The organism is Rhodoferax sp., from assembly GCF_018063565.1.
Classification (GTDB): Bacteria; Pseudomonadota; Gammaproteobacteria; order Burkholderiales; family Burkholderiaceae_C; genus Rhodoferax.
This window is the reverse complement of the sequence record NZ_JAGPBB010000074.1, coordinates 1-17,885: the sequence shown is the minus strand read 5'-3', so window position 1 is coordinate 17,885 and position 17,885 is coordinate 1. Positions and strand designations below refer to the sequence as shown.

The window sequence follows — 17,885 nt, the reverse complement described above, 5'->3', positions numbered from 1 at the left end:
ATGGCTGGCAAATTCACCATGTTGCCAGTCAAGTCAACCAGCCCGGCGCCGGCTCCACTGCTGGCGACGGCATTGCCATAGCTGCTGCCAAAGGCAATCCGGTTGCCACTGCCGAGTGCGTAGCCACCGTCACCACCCATCTGTGCCCGCAAATCAGAGCCTCCCAGTTTCACACCGAGCGATTTACCAAACGTGTCTGACGCCTCCACAATCCGCGCCTCAATCAACACCTGTCGTGCCGGGACGTCAAGTTTGCCAATCAATTCCTGCACGCGCTCAAGGGTACTGGCGATGTCGGTGACAAACAGCTGATTGGTGCGCGCCTCGGAAATCACACTGCCCCGCACACTCAACAACCGTGCTCCGCCGCTCCCAGCACCCGAACCGGCTGCGGTGGCGGTCAGCTGCTCTGCGACCTCGGCCGCTTTGGTGTAATTGAGCTGGAACGACTGGGTTCGCAAGGGTTCCAGCCCCTGCAGTGCTGCTGCGGCCTCAAGATCGAGCTTTTCTTTCGCATTGATCTCATCCTTGGGGGCAATCCAAAGCACATTACCGGTTTTGCGCACACCCAGACCTTTGGCCTGCATGATGATGTCCAGCGCCTGATCCCACGGCACGTCCTGCAGCCGCAGCGTGACGGCACCACTCACCGAATCAGACGTGATGATGTTGAAACTGGTGAAGTCGGCAATGACTTGCAGCAAGGAGCGAACCTCAATGTTCTGAAAATTCAACGATAGCTTGTCACCGCTATAACCTGGTCCGGGCGTGAGTTTGGCCGCGTCCACTTTCACCGGCTTGACCTCAACGACAAACTGGTTGTCACTCTGGTAGGCGCTGTGGATCCACTGCCCCTGGGGTTCAATGACCATCCGCACCCGGTCACTGGCTTGAAAACTCGTCACGGTCTTGATGGGCGTGCCAAAGTCAGTCACATCCAGTCGCCTGCGCAAGCCCTCTGGCAGCGTGGTCTTCATGAACTCAACCACCAGCGTCTGCCCTTGCTGACGGATGTCAACACCAACCTGAGTGCTGGGCAAGGTCACAATGACGCGGCCCGACCCACCATCACCACGCCGGAAATCAATATCCTTGAGCGACTGGACATCACGCGACTGCCCTTCCGTGAACACCTGCGAGGCTGCGGCAGGCGCTGCACCCGCCAGGGCCTCCAGCACCACCAGAACCGACTTGCCCTGCAGCTGCATCTTGTAACTGGTGAACTGCTTGAGATTGAGCACCACTCGCGTGCGACTGCCCGCCTGCACCACGCTGACCGAGCGCAGATTCCCCTGGTTGATGTCCACATTGGTCCGACCCAACGCACTTACCACGTTTGGAAAATCCAGCGCCACGCGCGCCGGCGATTGAATGGAAAAACCAGTCGGCAAAGCGGTCGGGGCTTGACTCAGATCGATGCGGACGACCTCCACGCCACTTTGAAGCGAACCGGTCACGGATTCGATGGCGACTTGGGCATGTGACCACAGGGCACTCATTGCCAACGCGGCATACAGTCCCAAACGACCTAGCGCCCGTGTCAGCCATCGGTATCGGTTGTCGGAGTTTCTCATTTTGACCTCTCTTGCAGCTGCAAACTTGCAGTGCGTTCTATCCACTCACCTACCGCGTCCTGCGCAATCTCACGAAGCGTCACCTCGGTCTCGCTGATTTTGGTGACCAAACCGTAGTTTTGCCCAAGGTGATCCCCAGTTCGCACCTGGTACAACAATTTGCCGACGGTCACCAGGGCCACGGGCTTTCCGGCACGTGACATCGTCCCCACCAGCGCCATTGTGTCCAGCGGAAAATCCTCAAGCGGCTCTTTGCGGCGTGCCAACTCGGGCGTCAACAACGCGTCACTCTTGCTGCTGGTCTGCGGGCTGTCTTTGCGAAGCGCCGATGTCAGCTTCTGGTTGCTGAAAGGCTCAACATCGCTGGTCAATTTGTAGGGTTCCGGCCGAAACTGTTTCGGTTCAGACAACGGTGCCACACTGGGCCGCGTCTGGTTGCGCTGCTCAGCCATCCATTGCCGTAATTCGCTATCCGAGGCGGTGTCACACCCGCTCAAGCCTTGCGCAGCGACCAGAACCAGCATGAGCTGACAAAACCGAAGCAGCTTCATTTGACCGCCCCCGTTGCCGCCGCACGCTGCGCTGCAACCTCTTCGGCATCAAGGTAGCGGAAGGTCTTGGCGGTCGCGTCCATGCCCAAAACGCCGTCCTTACCAGGAACGATGGTGATATTGTTGATGGTCACAATGCGAGACAAATTGGCAATATCTGCCGCAAATGCGCCCATATCGTGGTAACGGCCTGTCACCCGAACCGCAATGGGCAGCTCGGCATAGTAGTCCTTGACAACCACCTGACCGGGCCGGAACAGCTCGAATTGCAGGCTACGGCCGATACCGGCCTGATTGATATCAGACAACAAGGCATCCATTTCTGCCTTGCTCGGCAGCTGCTTTTCCAGCTGAATCACATACTGTTGCACCTGCTCGCGCTGCTTGCGCAAGGCCTCAAGATTGATGGCTTTGGTCAGTTTGGTCTTGAACTCTTCCCGCAACTGCACCTCTTTGCCCTGTTCGGTGGTCAGTTCAGCTTCAATGTCGCTCAGCCATAAAAACCACAGCAATGTGACGCAGACGACCACAATGGCGACCAGCACGGCATACCGCGGCAGTGCCGGCCAACTCGATGGGTCTTTGGTGTCAAGATTGCGAAACTGCTTTGAAGCGTCTTCAAACCAGGCCTTCAGATCGACGTTGACATTGAGCGACTTGGCCATCACGCGCTACCCTGCCGTGGAGGCTGCAGCGGATGCCGACGCAGCTGATTTGTTTTTCTCGGCGTCACTGGCCCGCACCAGAGAAGCCTTGATGTTGAAGTTGGCAATCCGACGCTGGTCCCGGGCTGACAGGTTGACGATGCCCGTCACAATCTCGATCAGCTCGGGCCGGGTCAACCAGGGCGAGCCAGTGCTGAGATTTCTCAACAGTTCAGACACTCGTTCGTTGGACTGTGCCACTCCCATGATGGTCACAACCTGTCCCTCTTGTTGCATACTGGTGATGTAGGTGCCTTCAGGCAGCTGCCGCACCAGTTCAGTCAGCAAATGCACAGGTATGTTGCGATCGGACTGCAGGTCCTCCACCGCTTGCTGGCGGGCTCGCAGGGCCGCAATCTCCTGCTCCAGCCCGGCAATATCCTTGATCTGACGGTCGAACTCTGCAATTTCCGTCGTGAGCAGCTGATTTTTTTCCTGCTGTGCAGCAATATGCGCCTGGAACCACAGGAATACCAACGCCGCCAGCACGCCACCTGTCAGTGCGGCCAAGCCCATGCCGACATTGAACAGGTCTTTGCGGCGCTTGCGCGCCATTTCCCGGTGCGGCAGCAGGTTGATGAGAATCACTGCATGAATCTCCGCAATGCCAAACCACAACAGGTCAGGTACGAGGGGGCTTCCCGCGTCATGGTGTTGAGTCGAATGGTTTTCGCCGCGCTCATCCCCTCAAAGGGATTGGCCACAACGCACGGGAAATTGGTTTGACGGGTAACCGCGGCGGTCAGACCGGTCAAGGCTGCAGAACCACCTGCCAGCATCACCATATCCACTTTGTTGTGCGTGGTGCTGGTAAAGAAGAACTGCAGGGCACGGCCAATCTCTTGCACCAGACTGTCAATAAAGGGCTGCAACACCAAGTTGCTGTAGTCGTCCGGCAGATCACCCCCGCGCTTCTTGAACTCAGCCTCTTCAAAAGAGAATCCATACTGCTGAACAATCAGCTGGGTCAGCTGCGCACCACCAAAGGCCTGATCGCGGTCATACAAAACCTCATCGTTGCGGATGACCTGCATGCTGGTGGTCATTGCACCCACCTCAAACAAGGCTACGATGCTGCCCACGCCCTTGTTCGCGGTATTCGCAATCAGCCGACTGACGGCCAGCCTGGAGGCATAGGACTCGACGTCCACAATCACCGGTTTTAACCCGGCAGCTTCAGCCAGGCCCTGAATATCCTGCACCTTTTCGCGCCGGGAGGCCGCAATCAACACTTCGATGTCACCCGCAGAATTGGCACTTGGCCCCAGAATACAAAAATCAAGGCTCACTTCTTCAAGCGGAAACGGAATGTACTGATTGGCCTCGGACTCCACCTGCATTTCCAGCTCGTGATCATTGAGCCCCCCAGGAAGCGTGATTTTTTTGGTAATGACCGCTGACGGTGGCAAGGCCATGGCCACGTTTTTGGTCCGGGTACCACTGCGTTTGACCAAGCGACGCACCGCGTCTGCCACGTCGTCAAATCGATCAATGTTGCCGTCGGTGATCCAGCCACGCTCAAGCGGCAATATGGCGCAATTTTCAAGGACCAGCTGCCCCGACTTGTCTTGGCCCAGCTCCACCAGCTTGACACTGGAAGCACTGACATCCAAACCCAACATGGCGGCGGGTTGGCGGCTGAAAATCGAGCCCAGAGAAATCAACAGTGTCCCCTAACAATGAATAAAACGACCAAACTCTTGAGGTTCCACTTCAATGCTATCAGCAAGAGTGTTGACACGCAAAGAAATTCAAGCAATTTATAGATTACAAATGTTGTCAAATATTGACGTCGTAACGCACAGTCTAGCCCAGCTAACGCTCACCAGGCACACGCCAGCATCACATTGTGTCAACGGTGGGATACTAACCTGTCTCTGCACCAAGCTCTCATTTTTATAATGAAGCTGGTTTAACCCTTTTTTCTATGCCCGCCGAAACACCCTCCAAACCCACCAAAAGAACCGCTCCTTCGCCTGCTTCGCCCCCGTCCGCAGCGCGCTGGGCGATCAAAATGCTCAGTTGGGTGATGGGCCTGCTGGTGGCAGGTGCTGTCTCGGTTTTGCTATTGGTCGCCATAGCGATGGCCATGGCATTTCCGAATCTGCCGGACGTTTCCGATCTATCTGACTATCGGCCCAAACTGCCGCTACGGGTTTACTCTGCCGAAGGTGTGCTGATTGGAGAATTTGGCGAAGAGCGGCGACATTTGACCCCCATCAACGACATCCCCAAGGTGATGCGGGACGCGGTGCTTGCCATCGAAGATGCCCGTTTTTACGAGCATGGTGGCGTTGACTACAAAGGTATCGCTCGCGCAGCCCTGGCCAATCTGGGGCGCATCAAAAGCCAGGGTGCGTCCACCATCACAATGCAGCTTGCACGCAACGTTTACCTGTCCTCTGAAAAGACCTACACCCGAAAAATTTACGAAATCCTGTTGACCTTCAAGCTGGAACACCTGTTGACCAAAGACCAGATTCTTGAAATCTACATGAACCAGATCTTTCTGGGCAACCGAGCGTATGGCTTTGCTGCAGCCTCCGAAGCCTACTTCGGCAAGCCACTCAAGAATGTCTCGATCGCCGAAGCGGCCATGCTGGCCGGCCTGCCCAAGGCCCCCTCGGCCTATAACCCGATCAACAACCCTAAACGCGCCAGATCGCGCCAGCTCTACATCATCGAGCGCATGGTTGACAACGGATTCATCACGCCCGAACAGGCTGAAATCGCCAAAAAGGAACCGTTGGCGGTCAAAACCAGCACGGACCATAGCGATGTACACGCCGAATACGTGGCTGAAACGGTTCGCCAATTGATTTTTGCCCAGTACGGTGCCGAGACCTACACCCGGGGCCTCAATGTACACACCACCTTGCGTGCAGCCGACCAACTGGCTGCCTATCAGGCGTTGCGCCGGGGCATCATGAATTACGAACGTCGACAGGTATACCGCGGCCCGGAGAAGTTTGTCAGCCTGCCCGTCGACGCTGCGCAGGCCGAGGCGGTGATCGACGACACCCTGTTGGAGCACACCGACAATGGCGATGTGATGGCAGCAGTGGTGCTCGATGCCAACCCGAAGAAAATTCAGGCCGTCCGCCAGAACGGTGACGTGATCGAGATCACGGGCGACGGCCTCAAACCCGCCCAATCCGGTTTGTCTGATAAGGCGGCCGCGCACATCCGCATTCGTCGCGGCGCCGTCATTCGGGTCGTGCAGACGCCCAAGTCCACGTGGGAAATCACTCAATTGCCCGAGGTGGAAGGGGCATTTGTGGCGCTCGACCCACGAAACGGTGGGATTGCCGCGCTGGTCGGCGGTTTTGACTTTGAAAAGAACAAGTTCAACCACGTGACACAAGCCTGGCGGCAACCCGGCTCCAGCTTCAAACCCTTCATCTATTCGGCGGCGCTGGAGAACGGGGTCACGCCGTCAACCATCATCAACGATGCGCCGCTGTTTTTCAGCGCGGGTGTGACCGGCGGGCAGGCGTGGGAGCCCAAAAACTATGACGGCAAGTTTGAAGGCCCGATGAGCATGCGCCGCGGTCTGGCCAAATCCAAGAACATGATCTCCATCCGGATCCTGCAGACCGTGGGAGCGCAGAACGCGCAGGACTGGGTTTCACGGTTTGGCTTTGACGCCGACAAACACCCCGCTTACCTGACCATGGCGCTGGGTGCCGGTTCGGTGACGCCGATGCAGCAAGCCACCGCCTATGCTGTCTTCGCCAACGGCGGCTTCCGGGTCAACCCCTGGCTGATCACCAAAGTGACCGATCAGCAAGGCCGGGTGCTGGCACAAACCAAAGCACCCGTAATCGATGAATCGATCCGCGTCATCGACACCCGAAACGCCTTCATCATGAGCAGCTTGTTGCAGGAAGTCACGCGCTCAGGAACCGCTGCCAGTGCACAGGGCGCCCTCAAGCGCCCCGATCTTTTTGGCAAAACCGGCACCACCAACGACTCCATGGATGCCTGGTTCGCGGGTTACCAGCCGACTCTGGTGGCAGTAACCTGGATCGGTTACGACACACCCAAAAATCTGGGCAGCCGTGAAACCGGTGGCGGTTTAAGCCTGCCGGTCTGGATTGATTTCATGGCTCATGCCCTGAAGAAAGTGCCCGTCATGGAATATGCAGTGCCCGAAGGGATCGTCAACGTCGGTGGCGAGTGGTATTTTGCCGAGTATGCGCCCGGCTCCGGAGTGTCCTCATTGGGAATGAACCACTCAGCAGATCCAGCGCGTCCTGAAGTGATTCCGCTACCCGCAGCCGAAGAAAAACAGAAAATTCTTGACCTGTTCAAAAACTGAATCAGGCCTTGAATTCCAGAGTCTGGCCGGCCTGCTCACTGGCATAACGGGACAAAGACGCGAAAAACTCACCCTGGCCCTTGGTGTCCATCCAATTTTTGCCATCAAATCGATAGTGAAAACCGCCACAGCGAGCAGCCAGCCAGATTTCATGCAGCGGTTTTTGCAGGTTGATGACGATCTGGCTGCGATTGGCAAACACCAGGGTAATCATGCCACCGGTGCGCTGGTTATCAATGTCGGCCTCGGTGCTGTCGTTGATGTGATCACAAGCCGCCTCGACCGCTTTGAGCGCACGTTCGGCCAAGTCCTGGAATTCTGTGTCGGTCATTACAATTTCACCATGTTGAATACGCTGCAAATTCTAGTTCGCACCATTGTCCTCGCTGTGGGTGCGGCCACTTTGCTGGGCTGTGGCCAGACGGGCGACCTGTATCTCCCCACAGACGCCGCAGCAGCCAACCGGGCCAGTTTGCCGCAAACTCTGTTTCCGGCGAAAACACCTGCCAGCGCAACCGCCAGATAGATGCTGCATATTTTTATAGCTATCAACCTTAGTGAATAAAGGGCTGGAACGATTTTTTGTAATGATTCAGTACGCGCCAACCCAATAAAACACCGAGCAGCATCGCGTAAATCGCGACCTCCGCAAAATCGTTCTTGCCGGCGCGCATCCAGAAAAAATGCAGCAACGCCAACCCCGCCGTGGCGTACACGCTGCGGTGCAGACGTTTCCAGCCCTTGCCACCCAGATGGCGGATTGCCCAGTCATTCGAGGTGATTGCCAACACCAGCAGCACACACAAGCTGATAAATCCAACCAGGATGAAGGGCCGCTTCGCCAGGTCTTCCAGCATTTCATACCCGGCAAAACCCATGTCCAGCCAGGCGTACGCCAGTCCATGCAAACTGGCATAAAAAAACACGAACAGACCCACCACGCGGCGAAATCTGGCCAGCGCAGCCAAACCCGTCATCACCCGCAGCGGCGTCAGCGCCAACACCAGACAAAGCGCACGCAACGTCCAGTCACCACTGGCACGAACCAGTGCCTCGGCCGGATTGGCACCCAACTGATCAAAAACGGCACCCCAGACCAGGCCGGCAAACGGCAAGCTCATGGCCGCAAATACAAGCGGCTTGGCCCAGGGACTGAAAAGTAACTGGCTGCATCGAACCCGCCAGCGTTGCGACAGCGCCACCTTCAAAAGTACTTTTGCAGGTCCATGCCGGTGTAAAGCTGCCCCACCTGCGCCTCGTATCCATTGAAGAGCAAGGTCTTGCGTTTCTTGGCGAACAAGCCATCTTCACCAATACGCCGTTCAGTCGCCTGACTCCAGCGCGGATGGTCGACCGCCGGGTTCACATTGGAGAAAAAACCATATTCCTGCGGTGCCGCCCGGTTCCAGGCGGTGGCGGGTTGCTGCTCGGTGAAACGGATCTTGACCAAACTCTTGCCACTCTTGAAACCGTATTTCCAGGGCACCACCAGGCGCACCGGCGCGCCATTCTGCTTGGGCAGGACTTCACCGTACATGCCGAAACTTAACAGCGTGAGCGGATGCATCGCCTCATCCATGCGCAGCGCTTCGACATAGGGCCAATTGAGCACCGCGATGTTCAGCCCCGACATGGTCTTCGGGTCGGCCTGTGTCACAAACTCGACATACCTGGCGTTTCCCATGGGCTCGACCTTTCTGATCAGTTCTGACAGCGAGTAGCCAATCCAGGGTACCACCATGGACCAACCCTCGACACAGCGCAAACGATAGACTCGCTCTTCCTGCGCGCTGAGTCGAAGCAGGTCTTCGAGTGCGTAGCGCGCCGGCTTTTTGACCAAGCCTTCCACTTCCACCGTCCAGGGACTGGACTTGAGTGTGTGGGCGTTCTTGGCGGGATCGGCCTTGTCCGTGCCAAACTCATAAAAATTGTTGTAACTGGCCGCAAGTTGGTACTCTGTTGGTTTGTCCATGACCATGGCACCGGCCAACTGACTTTTGTTACCCGTCAAACGTGCGTTCTTGCCCGGCACGGCGGTCTGTGCCAGGGCCTCACGCGACGCCCAGCTTGCCAGGGCCGCGCCCGCTACACCAGTGGCCATCCGTTGCACCAAGTCACGCCGTGAGTAATAAATCTGTGGCGCGGTGATTTCGCTGCTGACGGGATGGATAAAGCCCGTGTCTTTACCTTTGATCTGCATGGAATGCCTTTCTGTTTTGACTTGGTCGTACAAGCATAGAAGTTCTTACACAAACCTGCGCCACGGCTCGAAATAAAACTGCCAAAAAAAAGGGCCGTTGCAACGGCCCTTCGGTCTGGCGGGTTGAAGCAGCGTTCAATGCAGTCCGGCAATGTACTGCGCCACCGCCTTGATCTCCCGATCATTCAGCTTGGCGGCAATCTCCGTCATCTGGACACTGTTGGCGCGCGCACCATCACGAAATCCTGACAACTGAGCCACCGCGTAATCCGCATGCTGGCCGCTCAAACGCGGGTATTGCGCCGGGATTCCGGCTCCGTTCGGACTGTGGCAGCCCGCGCAGGCTGGCACCTTGCGATCCAGAATGCCGCCACGGTAGATACGCTCGCCCAACAGCAGCAGATCCTTCTCGCCCGCAGCGCCGGGCGCGGCCTTCTTGCTACCCACCCAGTAAGCAATATTCTTCATGTCAGCCTCGCTCAAAGCGGCCGACATACCCGCCATGATGGCGTTGACACGTTTGCCAGCCTTGAACTCCTGCAGCTGCTTGACCAGATATTCAGGGTGCTGCTGCGCCAGTTTTGGGTTGACAGGAATCACGGAATTGCCGTCTGGCGCATGGCAAGCGGCACAAACGGCGGCATAACTGGCCTCACCCTTGGCCAGATCGGGCTTGGCAGCGGGGCTTGCGGCTCCCTCGGCAAAGCAGGCAAAAGCCGTGGCAGCTGCGGTCGCAGCAATCAAGAATTTGGCAGTGAGCTTCATAGTAGATAGGGTCAGGTCATTGATGCGGAACAGAGCAATTCTACAATGCGGCAAACCCACTCAAATCAATTGATGCCCAACTCCCCTCCACCCGACGCACTGGCGTTGGTCACAAGCCTCAACGCCAGCCCGGCCGCCGCCACAGCGCCAGTTGCCCTGGGCTGGTTGCACACCGCCAGATTTCTTACCACCGCGCCCCAATTACATTTTTTGCCACCTCTCAATGTGCCCGAAATCGCCTTTGTCGGCCGCTCCAACGCTGGCAAGTCCACCTGCATTAACACCCTGACGCAGCAAAAACAACTGGCTTTTGCGTCCAAAAAGCCGGGGCGTACCCAGCATATCAACCTGTTTGCCCTTGGCAAGCAGGGGGTGACCGACGCTGTGCTGGCCGACCTGCCGGGTTACGGTTATGCAGCGGTGCCCAAACAAGACAAAATCCGCTGGCAGCAGGTGATGGCCAATTACCTGGTGACACGTGAGAACCTCAAGGCCATCGTGCTGCTGTGCGACCCGCGCCACGGCCTGACCGAGCTGGATGAGGTGCTGCTCGAGGTGGTGCGCCCGCGGGTCGAAGAAGGGCTGAAGTTTCTGGTGGTGCTGACCAAATCTGACAAACTCACCCGCGCCGAGCAAAACAAGGCCCTGGGCATCATGAAGTTACAGGCTGGCGGTGGCGAGGTCCGGCTGTTCTCAGCCACCAAGCGGCAAGGAATCGACGACGTGGCCATGCTGTTATGGCAATGGGCCCACAGGCCCGAAACGCCGCCCTGAACGAGCCAAATTGTGTAGCATCAAAGCATTTGCTGCATTGCGCTAGAGGCATTTTTTATTGATAAATCGGGGGGTCACCAGGGGGTCGATCCTTGAACCGCTTGTGCACCCAGTAATACTGCTCCGGCATGGTGTCGATCAGCGCCTGCAGCCTGCTGTTCATTTCAGCGGTGTCAGCCAGAGCGTCCTGTGTTGGATAGTTTTCCCAGCATGGCATCAACCGGACCTCATAGCCTGTGGCGGTGAGCCGGGTCACCACCGGCACCACTTTGGCCCGACCCAGCCGGGCAAAACGCGCCAGGCTGGGTACCGTTGCCGCGCTGATTCCGTAAAACGGCACAAACACCGACTCCTTGGGACCAAAATTCATATCCGGCAACAGGTACAACGGATCACCCTGGCGCAATGCCGCCACAATCGCCTTGACGCCATCCGCACGGCCAAACAACTGGCCAGTGCCAAACCGCTGACGGCCTGCCAGGATCCAGGCATCCATGGTCTTGTTGGCCTGATCGGTGTAAATGGTGGTAAAGCGACGGGGCAACTGCTGTGTCAGCGCGGTCCAACCGGCATCCAGCCCGACAAAGTGCGGCGCGAACAGCACCACCGGGTCACCACCTGCCAACTCCTCGACGGCACCCGCCACGACCAGTCGCTGGCGCAGCAATGCTGGCGTGCCATGCCACAACCAGCCCCGGTCAAGCCAGGACTGTGCAACACAGACAAATACCTGTCGCGCCAATTCCCGCACCCGGACCGGGCTGAGGTTTGGAAAACACAGGCTCAGGTTCGTCAATACCACTTTGCGGCGTGACACCACCACCACAAAAAGTACCCTGCCCAGTCCAACCCCCAGCCAGCGCAACCATGGCAATGGCAGCCTGCCCAGCCAGCGCAAAACCAGCAGCACCATCTGACTCATGCTGCAAACGACCCCAAAGGCCACCTCAGGTTTGGCCTGCCGCTCACAAGGCCTCCCGGGGCGACTTGTAACGTGCGTACCCCCACAGGTACTGACCTGGGCACTGCATGATCAAGTCTTCCATGGCATGGTTGATCACGGCGATGGCCTCGGACACGTCACTCGGCAACTCAGAGGTCAGGTGCTGCACATGGATTCGATAGCCACGCCCCCACGGCAAGCGTTCACCCCAGGCCAACAAGACGCTCGCACCAGTTTGATGGATCAACCGGGCTGACAGGGTCATGGTGTAAGCATCGCGGCCAAAAAAAGGCACCATCACGCCCATGCCTTGCGGTGGCACCTGATCAGGCAACAGACCGACCGACTCACCCCCCTTGAGCGCTTTGATCATCTGCTTGACACCCGACAAGGTGGTTGGTGCCGCGAGCAGACCGGGGCGCTGGCGTGCCTGCGCCACCAGCGCACGCAGCCAAGCCTGGCGCGCCGGACGAAACAACACCGTCATGGGCTTTCCAACGCAGGCAAAGCGCTCAGCGTAGGCTTGGGCGGTGATCTCAAAACAACCCAGGTGTGGGGTCAAGAAAACCACGCCCCGTCCCTGCTGCAGCGCACCGGCCACCCGTTCAGGCGCCCCGTCGGCCCAGCGGACCGGCACCGCACGACCGAGCCACAGGCGCGGCAACTCGGCCACCAGTCTGCCACTGTGACCGACTGCAGCCAGCCATTGCCCACGGTGCAGACCGGCCTGACGCGCATGGCTTAAAAAGCGCCTGCGGTATACGCCAGATGCCATAAACACGCCCCAACCCAGCACCCAGCCCATGCCGTGCAACAGCCACAACGGCAGCCTGGCGCAGAGTTTAAAAAGGGTCATCATGGAATCAGGTAAACTATTTCGGTCGCTGAGTTACAGAACTACTTGCAGGGCGACACCCACAGTGAACGGCCCAACAGGCCGCCATTGTGCCTTGTCAAAACATTGACAAATCTGCTAAAGCGTTCGCTGAAAGCCCCTCCAAAGCCCAGGCAACGCAAACCGGTTGTCAACTTTTCAGGAGCTTTTTTTATGTCAAACGACTTTCTCTTCACGTCTGAATCCGTCTCCGAGGGCCACCCGGACAAGGTGTCCGATCAGATTTCCGACGCCATTCTGGATGCGATCTTCAAGCAGGACCCCAAGTCCCGCGTCGCCGCCGAAACGCTGTGCAACACCGGCTTGGTGGTGCTGGCCGGCGAGATCACCACCAATGCCAATGTGGACTACATCCAGGTCGCACGCGACACCATCAAGCGCATTGGTTACGACAACACCGAGTACGGCATTGACTATAAGGGCTGTGCGGTGCTGGTGGCCTACGACAAACAAAGCAACGACATCGCCCAAGGGGTCGACCACGCATCCGACGACCACCTCAACACCGGTGCCGGCGACCAGGGCCTGATGTTTGGTTACGCCTGCAACGAAACCCCGGAGCTCATGCCCGCTCCGATCTATTACGCGCACCGGCTGGTCGAGCGCCAGGCGCAACTGCGTAAAGACGGCCGTCTGCCCTTCTTGCGCCCCGATGCCAAGAGCCAGGTCACCATGCGTTATGTGGACGGCAAGCCGCACAGCATCGACACCGTGGTGCTCTCCAGCCAGCACGCTCCCGAGATGAGTCTGGGCAGTCGGATGACCGATGCTTTCTACGAAGCCGTGCGCGAAGAAATCATCAAGCCGGTGCTGCCCAAAGAGTGGCTGACGGCCGACACCAAATACCTGATCAACCCGACCGGACGTTTTGTCGTCGGTGGCCCGCAAGGTGACTGCGGTCTGACCGGACGCAAGATCATCGTCGACACCTACGGCGGTGCCTGCCCGCACGGTGGTGGCGCGTTCAGCGGCAAAGACCCGACGAAGGTGGACCGCTCGGCCGCCTATGCTGCCCGTTACGTGGCCAAGAACATTGTGGCCGCAGGTCTGGCGCGCCAATGCCAGATCCAGGTGGCGTACGCCATTGGTGTGGCCAAGCCGATGAACGTGACGGTTTACACCGAAGGCACCGGCGTCATCCCGGACGAGCAGATTGCCGCATTGGTGAACTTGCACTTTGATCTGCGTCCGCGCGGCATCATCCAGATGCTGGATCTGCTGCGCCCGATCTACGAAAAGACCGCCGCCTACGGCCACTTCGGCCGTGAAGAACCCGAGTTCAGCTGGGAAAGAACGGACAAAGCCCAGGCGCTGCGTGCAGCGGCCGGCCTGTAAAGCTGGCATTTGCGCGAGCACATCCTGGGCTTTGAGCCGCAGGCACAAACTCAGGCGCTGCATGCAGCGGCGGGCCTGTAAGGTACGCGTTGGCATCGGCGAATCCTCGACTTTGCGCCGCAGGCACAAGGCCCAGGCGCGGATTGGGGTGCGAATTCAGCCATAATTTGCGCTCCTTCCAGTCCCCGTTTGGTGCCTTTTGCCGGGCTGCTTAACGCTCCTGCTGCAACAGACCATGCACCGCACCATCTTTTCCACACCCGTCGTGAACAGCCTGTTTCGCGTTTTTTCGGTGTTGTATCTCAAGGTCACTGGCTGGCAAATTCAGGGTGCATTGCAGCCCGAAGCGCGAAAAAGTGTGTTCATCGCCGCACCACACACCAGCAACTGGGATCTGCCCTATACGTTGATGGTGGCTTTTGTGTTGCGCCTCAATATCTACTGGATGGGCAAGGCAAGCATCTTTCGCTTTCCGTTTGGTGGACTGATGCGCTGGCTGGGTGGGATTCCGGTGGACCGTTCAAAGTCCAACAACCTGGTCGCCGCGTCGGCGCAGGCCATTGCCAATGCCTGTGGCGCACTGCAACTGATCGTGCCACCTGAGGGCACCCGCGCCAAAACACGTTACTGGAAAACCGGCTTCTATCACATTGCGGTGGCAGCCCAGGTTCCGATCGTGATGGCTTATATGGATTACACACGCAAAATCAGTGGGCTGGGACCGGTGTTTTATCCGAGTGGCAATCTGGAAGCCGACATGCTGACAATCAAGGCGTTTTATGCCCCGTTCAAGGGCAAGAATGCGACCCAGTTTCAGGCCGACTAAAACCCGGCGACAACCAGCTAGACGCGACCTAAAGCCTCGAACTGCCAGTTGGTCGCATTGATACGATATCGAGTGACCCCGTTCTTGTCGTGCTGATGAACCCACACGGCGGCGTCATCCAACTCAAGCAGGGTCCAGTTGCGCCGGCGGTCAAACTCAAACGGCAGCCCCAGGATATTGACGCATACACCCGATGAAATGATTTCGTAACAAGGTGGCATGCCACTGGAATTGGGGGCATCAAAAGCATTCTTATGGATGTCACCCCCGAGATAAATCACCCGCTGCTGGCTGGCAATCAGGTTCTTGAAACGGGAAAACTCGTTGCGATACCGAGACCAGTTTTCAGCGCTGTGTGTCAAGGTCAGCCCACCAGCAACCAGCGTATAGGGTCGATCATGTACCAAATGCGCCGCCAGAAAATCCATTTGCGCTTGCCCCATCAACTCGGGTTTTTCAACCGTCAGCGGGGTGGCGTGATAACGGTTGTCCAGCAAAATGATCCTCGCCTGTGGCGTATCGACACAACCATACAACTCAGGAGGCTGCGGCGAGCAAGCCATGAATTCATGGAACAGCGCCCGCGCCAATTCGCGTTTTTGCGCCATACCCACCGTTGCGTCCAGGGTCGTGTCGGCACCGTAGGCGTTGTTCCAGGCAAAGTCATGGTCATCCCACACCCCCAGCAAGCCGTTTTTGGCGCGCATCTGCTTCAGCAAGGCAGCAAAGTGTGGCTCGCTCCATTGCAATTCATACTTGCGGCGCATCACGGCGGCAAACTCCGCCGGACTGTAGTGCTTGGGTTTGCCCTGGTACTCGCGGGTAAAAGGCCACAAGCCAAAATCCATGTAGATCTGGTCGCCCAACAGCAGCAGGGTATCGGGGTCGGCTGCTGCGATGTCGTCCCACGCCAGTTGCGGCACATGTGATTGATAACGGGCGCAGGAAGTGAAGGCAATCTTGGTGGTGGGCATGGTGCGTCAGCTTATTGCATTTGCAAGGCTTTCGTCAAACCGGGTGGTTCAGCAGGCGTTCGACCCGTGTCAATGAAAGTCGCGACTGCGCGTCGACAGTTCGCCCAGCATGGGCGTCAAGTCCTGTAGCTGTCGGGCAATCAGGTGACAGACTTGACCATCACTGTCCGGGTCGCGTTGCCAACTGCCATACACCGCCAGCAGTTGGGCATGCAACAACTCGGCACGCTGCTTTTCTTTCAGTGCTTTCCAGATGATCACGTTGACAAAACCAGTTTCATCTTCCAGCGTCACAAAGGTCACACCTTTGGCAGTGGCCGGGCTTTGGCGCATGGTGACCAGTCCGCAAGCGCGTACCCGCCGTCCATCGGGCAACCTGCACAGGTTTTTGGCTTGGGAAATTTTCATTTTTGCGAGCCTGCTGCGCAATAAGGACAAGGGATGGGCGCGCAAACTCAGGCCTAGAGCAGCGTAATCAAAACGGACCTCCTCACCCTGCGGGGCGGCGGGCAGGGTCAAGCGCTCCTCGTTGACCGGCGCTTCACGCAACAAAGCGGGTGTACTTCTGAGGGCACTGGCATCCCAGACTTGCTGACGACGATGACCGGCAAGGCTCTGCAGTGCATCGGCACCGGCCAATGTATTGAGGTCCCCGGCGTCCAGTTCTGCCCGCAAGGCCAGGTCTTGCACGTCCAGGAACGGCTTTTGTACTCTGGCCAGGGTGATGCGCTGTGCCACCGGCTCGCTCAGGCCACTGACCATGCGCAGACCCAGGCGCACCGCGGGCGAGGCGGTTGCGTCAACCCTTTGTCCATTGGCACCCAGCTCCAGTGAACAGTCCCACTCGCTCAGGCTGACATCGACCGGCAACACAATCACGCCATGGCGCTGGGCGTCCTGCACCAACTGGGACGGACCGTAAAAACCCAACGGCTGGCTGTTGAGCATGGCTGCAAGAAAACACGCCGGCTCGTGCCATTTGAGCCAGCAACTCACATAGGTGATCAGTGCAAAGCTGGCGGCATGGCTTTCCGGAAAGCCATATTCTCCAAAACCTTCAATCTGCCGGAAAATGTTTTCGGCAAAGGTCTGGTCATACCCGTTGCTGACCATCTGGTTGACCAGCCGGTCGTGAAACTTGTGAACTCCGCCCTTGCGCTTCCAGGCGGCCATGGAGCGGCGCAATTCATCGGCCTCACCGGGGCTGAAGTTGGCCGCAATCATGGCGATCTGCATCACCTGCTCCTGAAAAATCGGGACCCCCAGTGTGCGCTCCAAGGCTGTCTTGAGCGCCGCACTGGGGTAAACCACCTGACCCGGATGTGCCCGTGCTTTCAGGTACGGATGCACCATGCCGCCCTGAATGGGCCCGGGGCGGACAATGGCCACCTCGATCACCAGATCATAAAAACAGCGCGGACGCAGGCGTGGCAACATGCTCATCTGGGCGCGGCTTTCGATCTGGAACACACCTACCGTGTCGGCACGGCAGATCATGTCGAAAGTGGCAGCGTCACCCCCTGGTATGTCCTGCATCTGAAACCGGTGGCCGCGCCGCAAGCTCACCAGGTCCAGGCAACGGCGTATGGCGCTGAGCATGCCCAACGCCAGCACATCGACCTTGAGCAGACCCATGGCGTCCAGATCGTCTTTGTCCCACTGAATCACGCTGCGTTGCGGCATGGCGGCGTTTTCAACCGGCACCAGCCGGGTGAGAGGCCCCTGGGTCAACACAAAACCACCCACATGCTGACTCAGATGGCGCGGAAAACCCTGCAACTGCTGGCTCAGGTCCAGCCATAGGTCCAGCACATGCGTCAGCGCGGACGGCTCAACATCAGCCCCGGTCTGACCTGAGCCAGACCAGCGCTGCAATGCCGACTGCAAACGTGATGTCAGCACCTCGCGGCTGTGCATACCCGGGTGCTCGCGTGCCATGGCAGTAATCAAGGCTTCGGGCACACCCAGCGCGTGTCCGACGTCACGCAGTGCACTGCGCGGACGGTAACTCACCACCACAGCG

18 protein-coding genes are annotated in these 17,885 nt (G+C 58.1%); 5 read left to right on the top strand and 13 right to left on the bottom strand.

Going from position 1 to position 17,885, the window contains the following annotated elements; all coding sequences use genetic code 11:
* From KBF66_RS15005 to KBF66_RS14985, 5 genes are all read right to left on the bottom strand, one after another.
* The coding region (locus tag KBF66_RS15005) for an AMIN domain-containing protein (protein ID WP_296658764.1) at window positions 1–1,574 on the bottom strand (1,574 nt) is incomplete at its 3' end.
* Window positions 1,571–2,125, bottom strand: coding sequence for a pilus assembly protein PilP (locus tag KBF66_RS15000; protein ID WP_296658760.1), 555 nt, complete (start codon window positions 2,123–2,125; stop codon window positions 1,571–1,573). The genes KBF66_RS15000 and KBF66_RS15005, both read right to left, overlap by 4 nt.
* Window positions 2,122–2,790, bottom strand: a complete 669-nt coding sequence (locus tag KBF66_RS14995; protein WP_296658755.1) for a type 4a pilus biogenesis protein PilO — start codon at window positions 2,788–2,790, stop codon at window positions 2,122–2,124. Before KBF66_RS14995 ends, KBF66_RS15000 begins: the two co-directional genes overlap by 4 nt.
* Before the next feature lie 6 nt (window positions 2,791–2,796).
* Entirely contained in the window at window positions 2,797–3,417 is a 621-nt protein-coding gene (locus tag KBF66_RS14990; RefSeq protein ID WP_296658752.1) for a PilN domain-containing protein, read from the bottom strand.
* Window positions 3,414–4,493, bottom strand: coding sequence for a pilus assembly protein PilM (locus KBF66_RS14985; RefSeq protein WP_296658749.1), 1,080 nt, complete (start codon window positions 4,491–4,493; stop codon window positions 3,414–3,416). The genes KBF66_RS14990 and KBF66_RS14985 overlap by 4 nt, the downstream gene beginning before the upstream one ends.
* Window positions 4,494–4,843: 350 nt before the next feature.
* On the opposite strand from KBF66_RS14985, the gene KBF66_RS14980 reads away from it, so the two are divergent.
* Window positions 4,844–7,150: a penicillin-binding protein 1A gene (locus tag KBF66_RS14980; RefSeq protein ID WP_296658745.1), complete on the top strand. Its 2,307-nt coding sequence runs from the start codon at window positions 4,844–4,846 to the stop codon at window positions 7,148–7,150.
* 1 nt (window position 7,151) lies between these two features.
* Here KBF66_RS14980 and cyaY read toward each other — a convergent pair whose 3' ends face one another.
* Complete coding sequence (gene cyaY / locus KBF66_RS14975) at window positions 7,152–7,481, bottom strand: iron donor protein CyaY (protein WP_296658743.1); 330 nt, start codon at window positions 7,479–7,481, stop codon at window positions 7,152–7,154.
* Window positions 7,482–7,493: 12 nt separating this feature from the next.
* Between cyaY and KBF66_RS19645 the strand changes: the two genes are divergently transcribed.
* Complete coding sequence (locus KBF66_RS19645; RefSeq protein ID WP_365732549.1) at window positions 7,494–7,676, top strand: lipoprotein; 183 nt, start codon at window positions 7,494–7,496, stop codon at window positions 7,674–7,676.
* A gap of 28 nt (window positions 7,677–7,704) precedes the next feature.
* On the opposite strand, the gene KBF66_RS14970 is transcribed toward KBF66_RS19645, so the two are convergent.
* From KBF66_RS14970 to KBF66_RS14960, 3 genes are all read right to left on the bottom strand, one after another.
* Entirely contained in the window at window positions 7,705–8,271 is a 567-nt protein-coding gene (locus KBF66_RS14970) for a protein-methionine-sulfoxide reductase heme-binding subunit MsrQ (protein WP_296658738.1), read from the bottom strand.
* An 83-nt stretch (window positions 8,272–8,354) separates the two neighbouring features.
* Window positions 8,355–9,350 (bottom strand): protein-methionine-sulfoxide reductase catalytic subunit MsrP, encoded by a 996-nt coding sequence (msrP, locus tag KBF66_RS14965; RefSeq protein WP_296658735.1) that lies wholly within the window; start codon window positions 9,348–9,350, stop codon window positions 8,355–8,357.
* 135 nt (window positions 9,351–9,485) lie between these two features.
* A complete protein-coding gene (locus KBF66_RS14960) occupies window positions 9,486–10,115 on the bottom strand; it encodes a c-type cytochrome (RefSeq protein WP_296658732.1) in 630 nt (209 codons plus the stop codon).
* A gap of 72 nt (window positions 10,116–10,187) precedes the next feature.
* Between KBF66_RS14960 and yihA the strand changes: the two genes are divergently transcribed.
* Window positions 10,188–10,889, top strand: coding sequence for a ribosome biogenesis GTP-binding protein YihA/YsxC (yihA, locus tag KBF66_RS14955; protein WP_296658729.1), 702 nt, complete (start codon window positions 10,188–10,190; stop codon window positions 10,887–10,889).
* Between the two features lie 55 nt (window positions 10,890–10,944).
* Here the strand turns inward: yihA and KBF66_RS14950 are convergent, their stop codons facing one another.
* A complete protein-coding gene (locus tag KBF66_RS14950) occupies window positions 10,945–11,811 on the bottom strand; it encodes a lipid A biosynthesis acyltransferase (protein WP_296658726.1) in 867 nt (288 codons plus the stop codon).
* A 43-nt stretch (window positions 11,812–11,854) separates the two neighbouring features.
* The gene (locus tag KBF66_RS14945; protein WP_296658723.1) at window positions 11,855–12,691 is read right to left on the bottom strand and encodes a lysophospholipid acyltransferase family protein; all 837 of its coding nucleotides are present in this window, start codon (window positions 12,689–12,691) and stop codon (window positions 11,855–11,857) included.
* A 189-nt stretch (window positions 12,692–12,880) separates the two neighbouring features.
* Here KBF66_RS14945 and metK point away from each other — a divergent pair, with 189 nt between their 5' ends.
* Window positions 12,881–14,062 carry a methionine adenosyltransferase gene (gene metK, locus KBF66_RS14940; RefSeq protein ID WP_296658721.1) on the top strand — a complete coding sequence of 394 codons (1,182 nt, stop codon included), beginning with the start codon at window positions 12,881–12,883 and terminating at the stop codon, window positions 14,060–14,062.
* Between the two features lie 235 nt (window positions 14,063–14,297).
* On the top strand, window positions 14,298–14,888 hold the full coding sequence (locus KBF66_RS14935; RefSeq protein WP_296658717.1) for a lysophospholipid acyltransferase family protein: 591 nt from the start codon (window positions 14,298–14,300) through the stop codon (window positions 14,886–14,888).
* A 17-nt stretch (window positions 14,889–14,905) separates the two neighbouring features.
* On the opposite strand, the gene KBF66_RS14930 is transcribed toward KBF66_RS14935, so the two are convergent.
* Both KBF66_RS14930 and KBF66_RS14925 read right to left on the bottom strand, forming a co-directional pair.
* Window positions 14,906–15,862 (bottom strand): alkaline phosphatase D family protein, encoded by a 957-nt coding sequence (locus tag KBF66_RS14930; RefSeq protein WP_296658713.1) that lies wholly within the window; start codon window positions 15,860–15,862, stop codon window positions 14,906–14,908.
* A 69-nt stretch (window positions 15,863–15,931) separates the two neighbouring features.
* Window positions 15,932–17,885 (bottom strand): OB-fold nucleic acid binding domain-containing protein (locus KBF66_RS14925; RefSeq protein WP_296658708.1); only part of this gene is annotated, 1,954 nt, incomplete at its 5' end.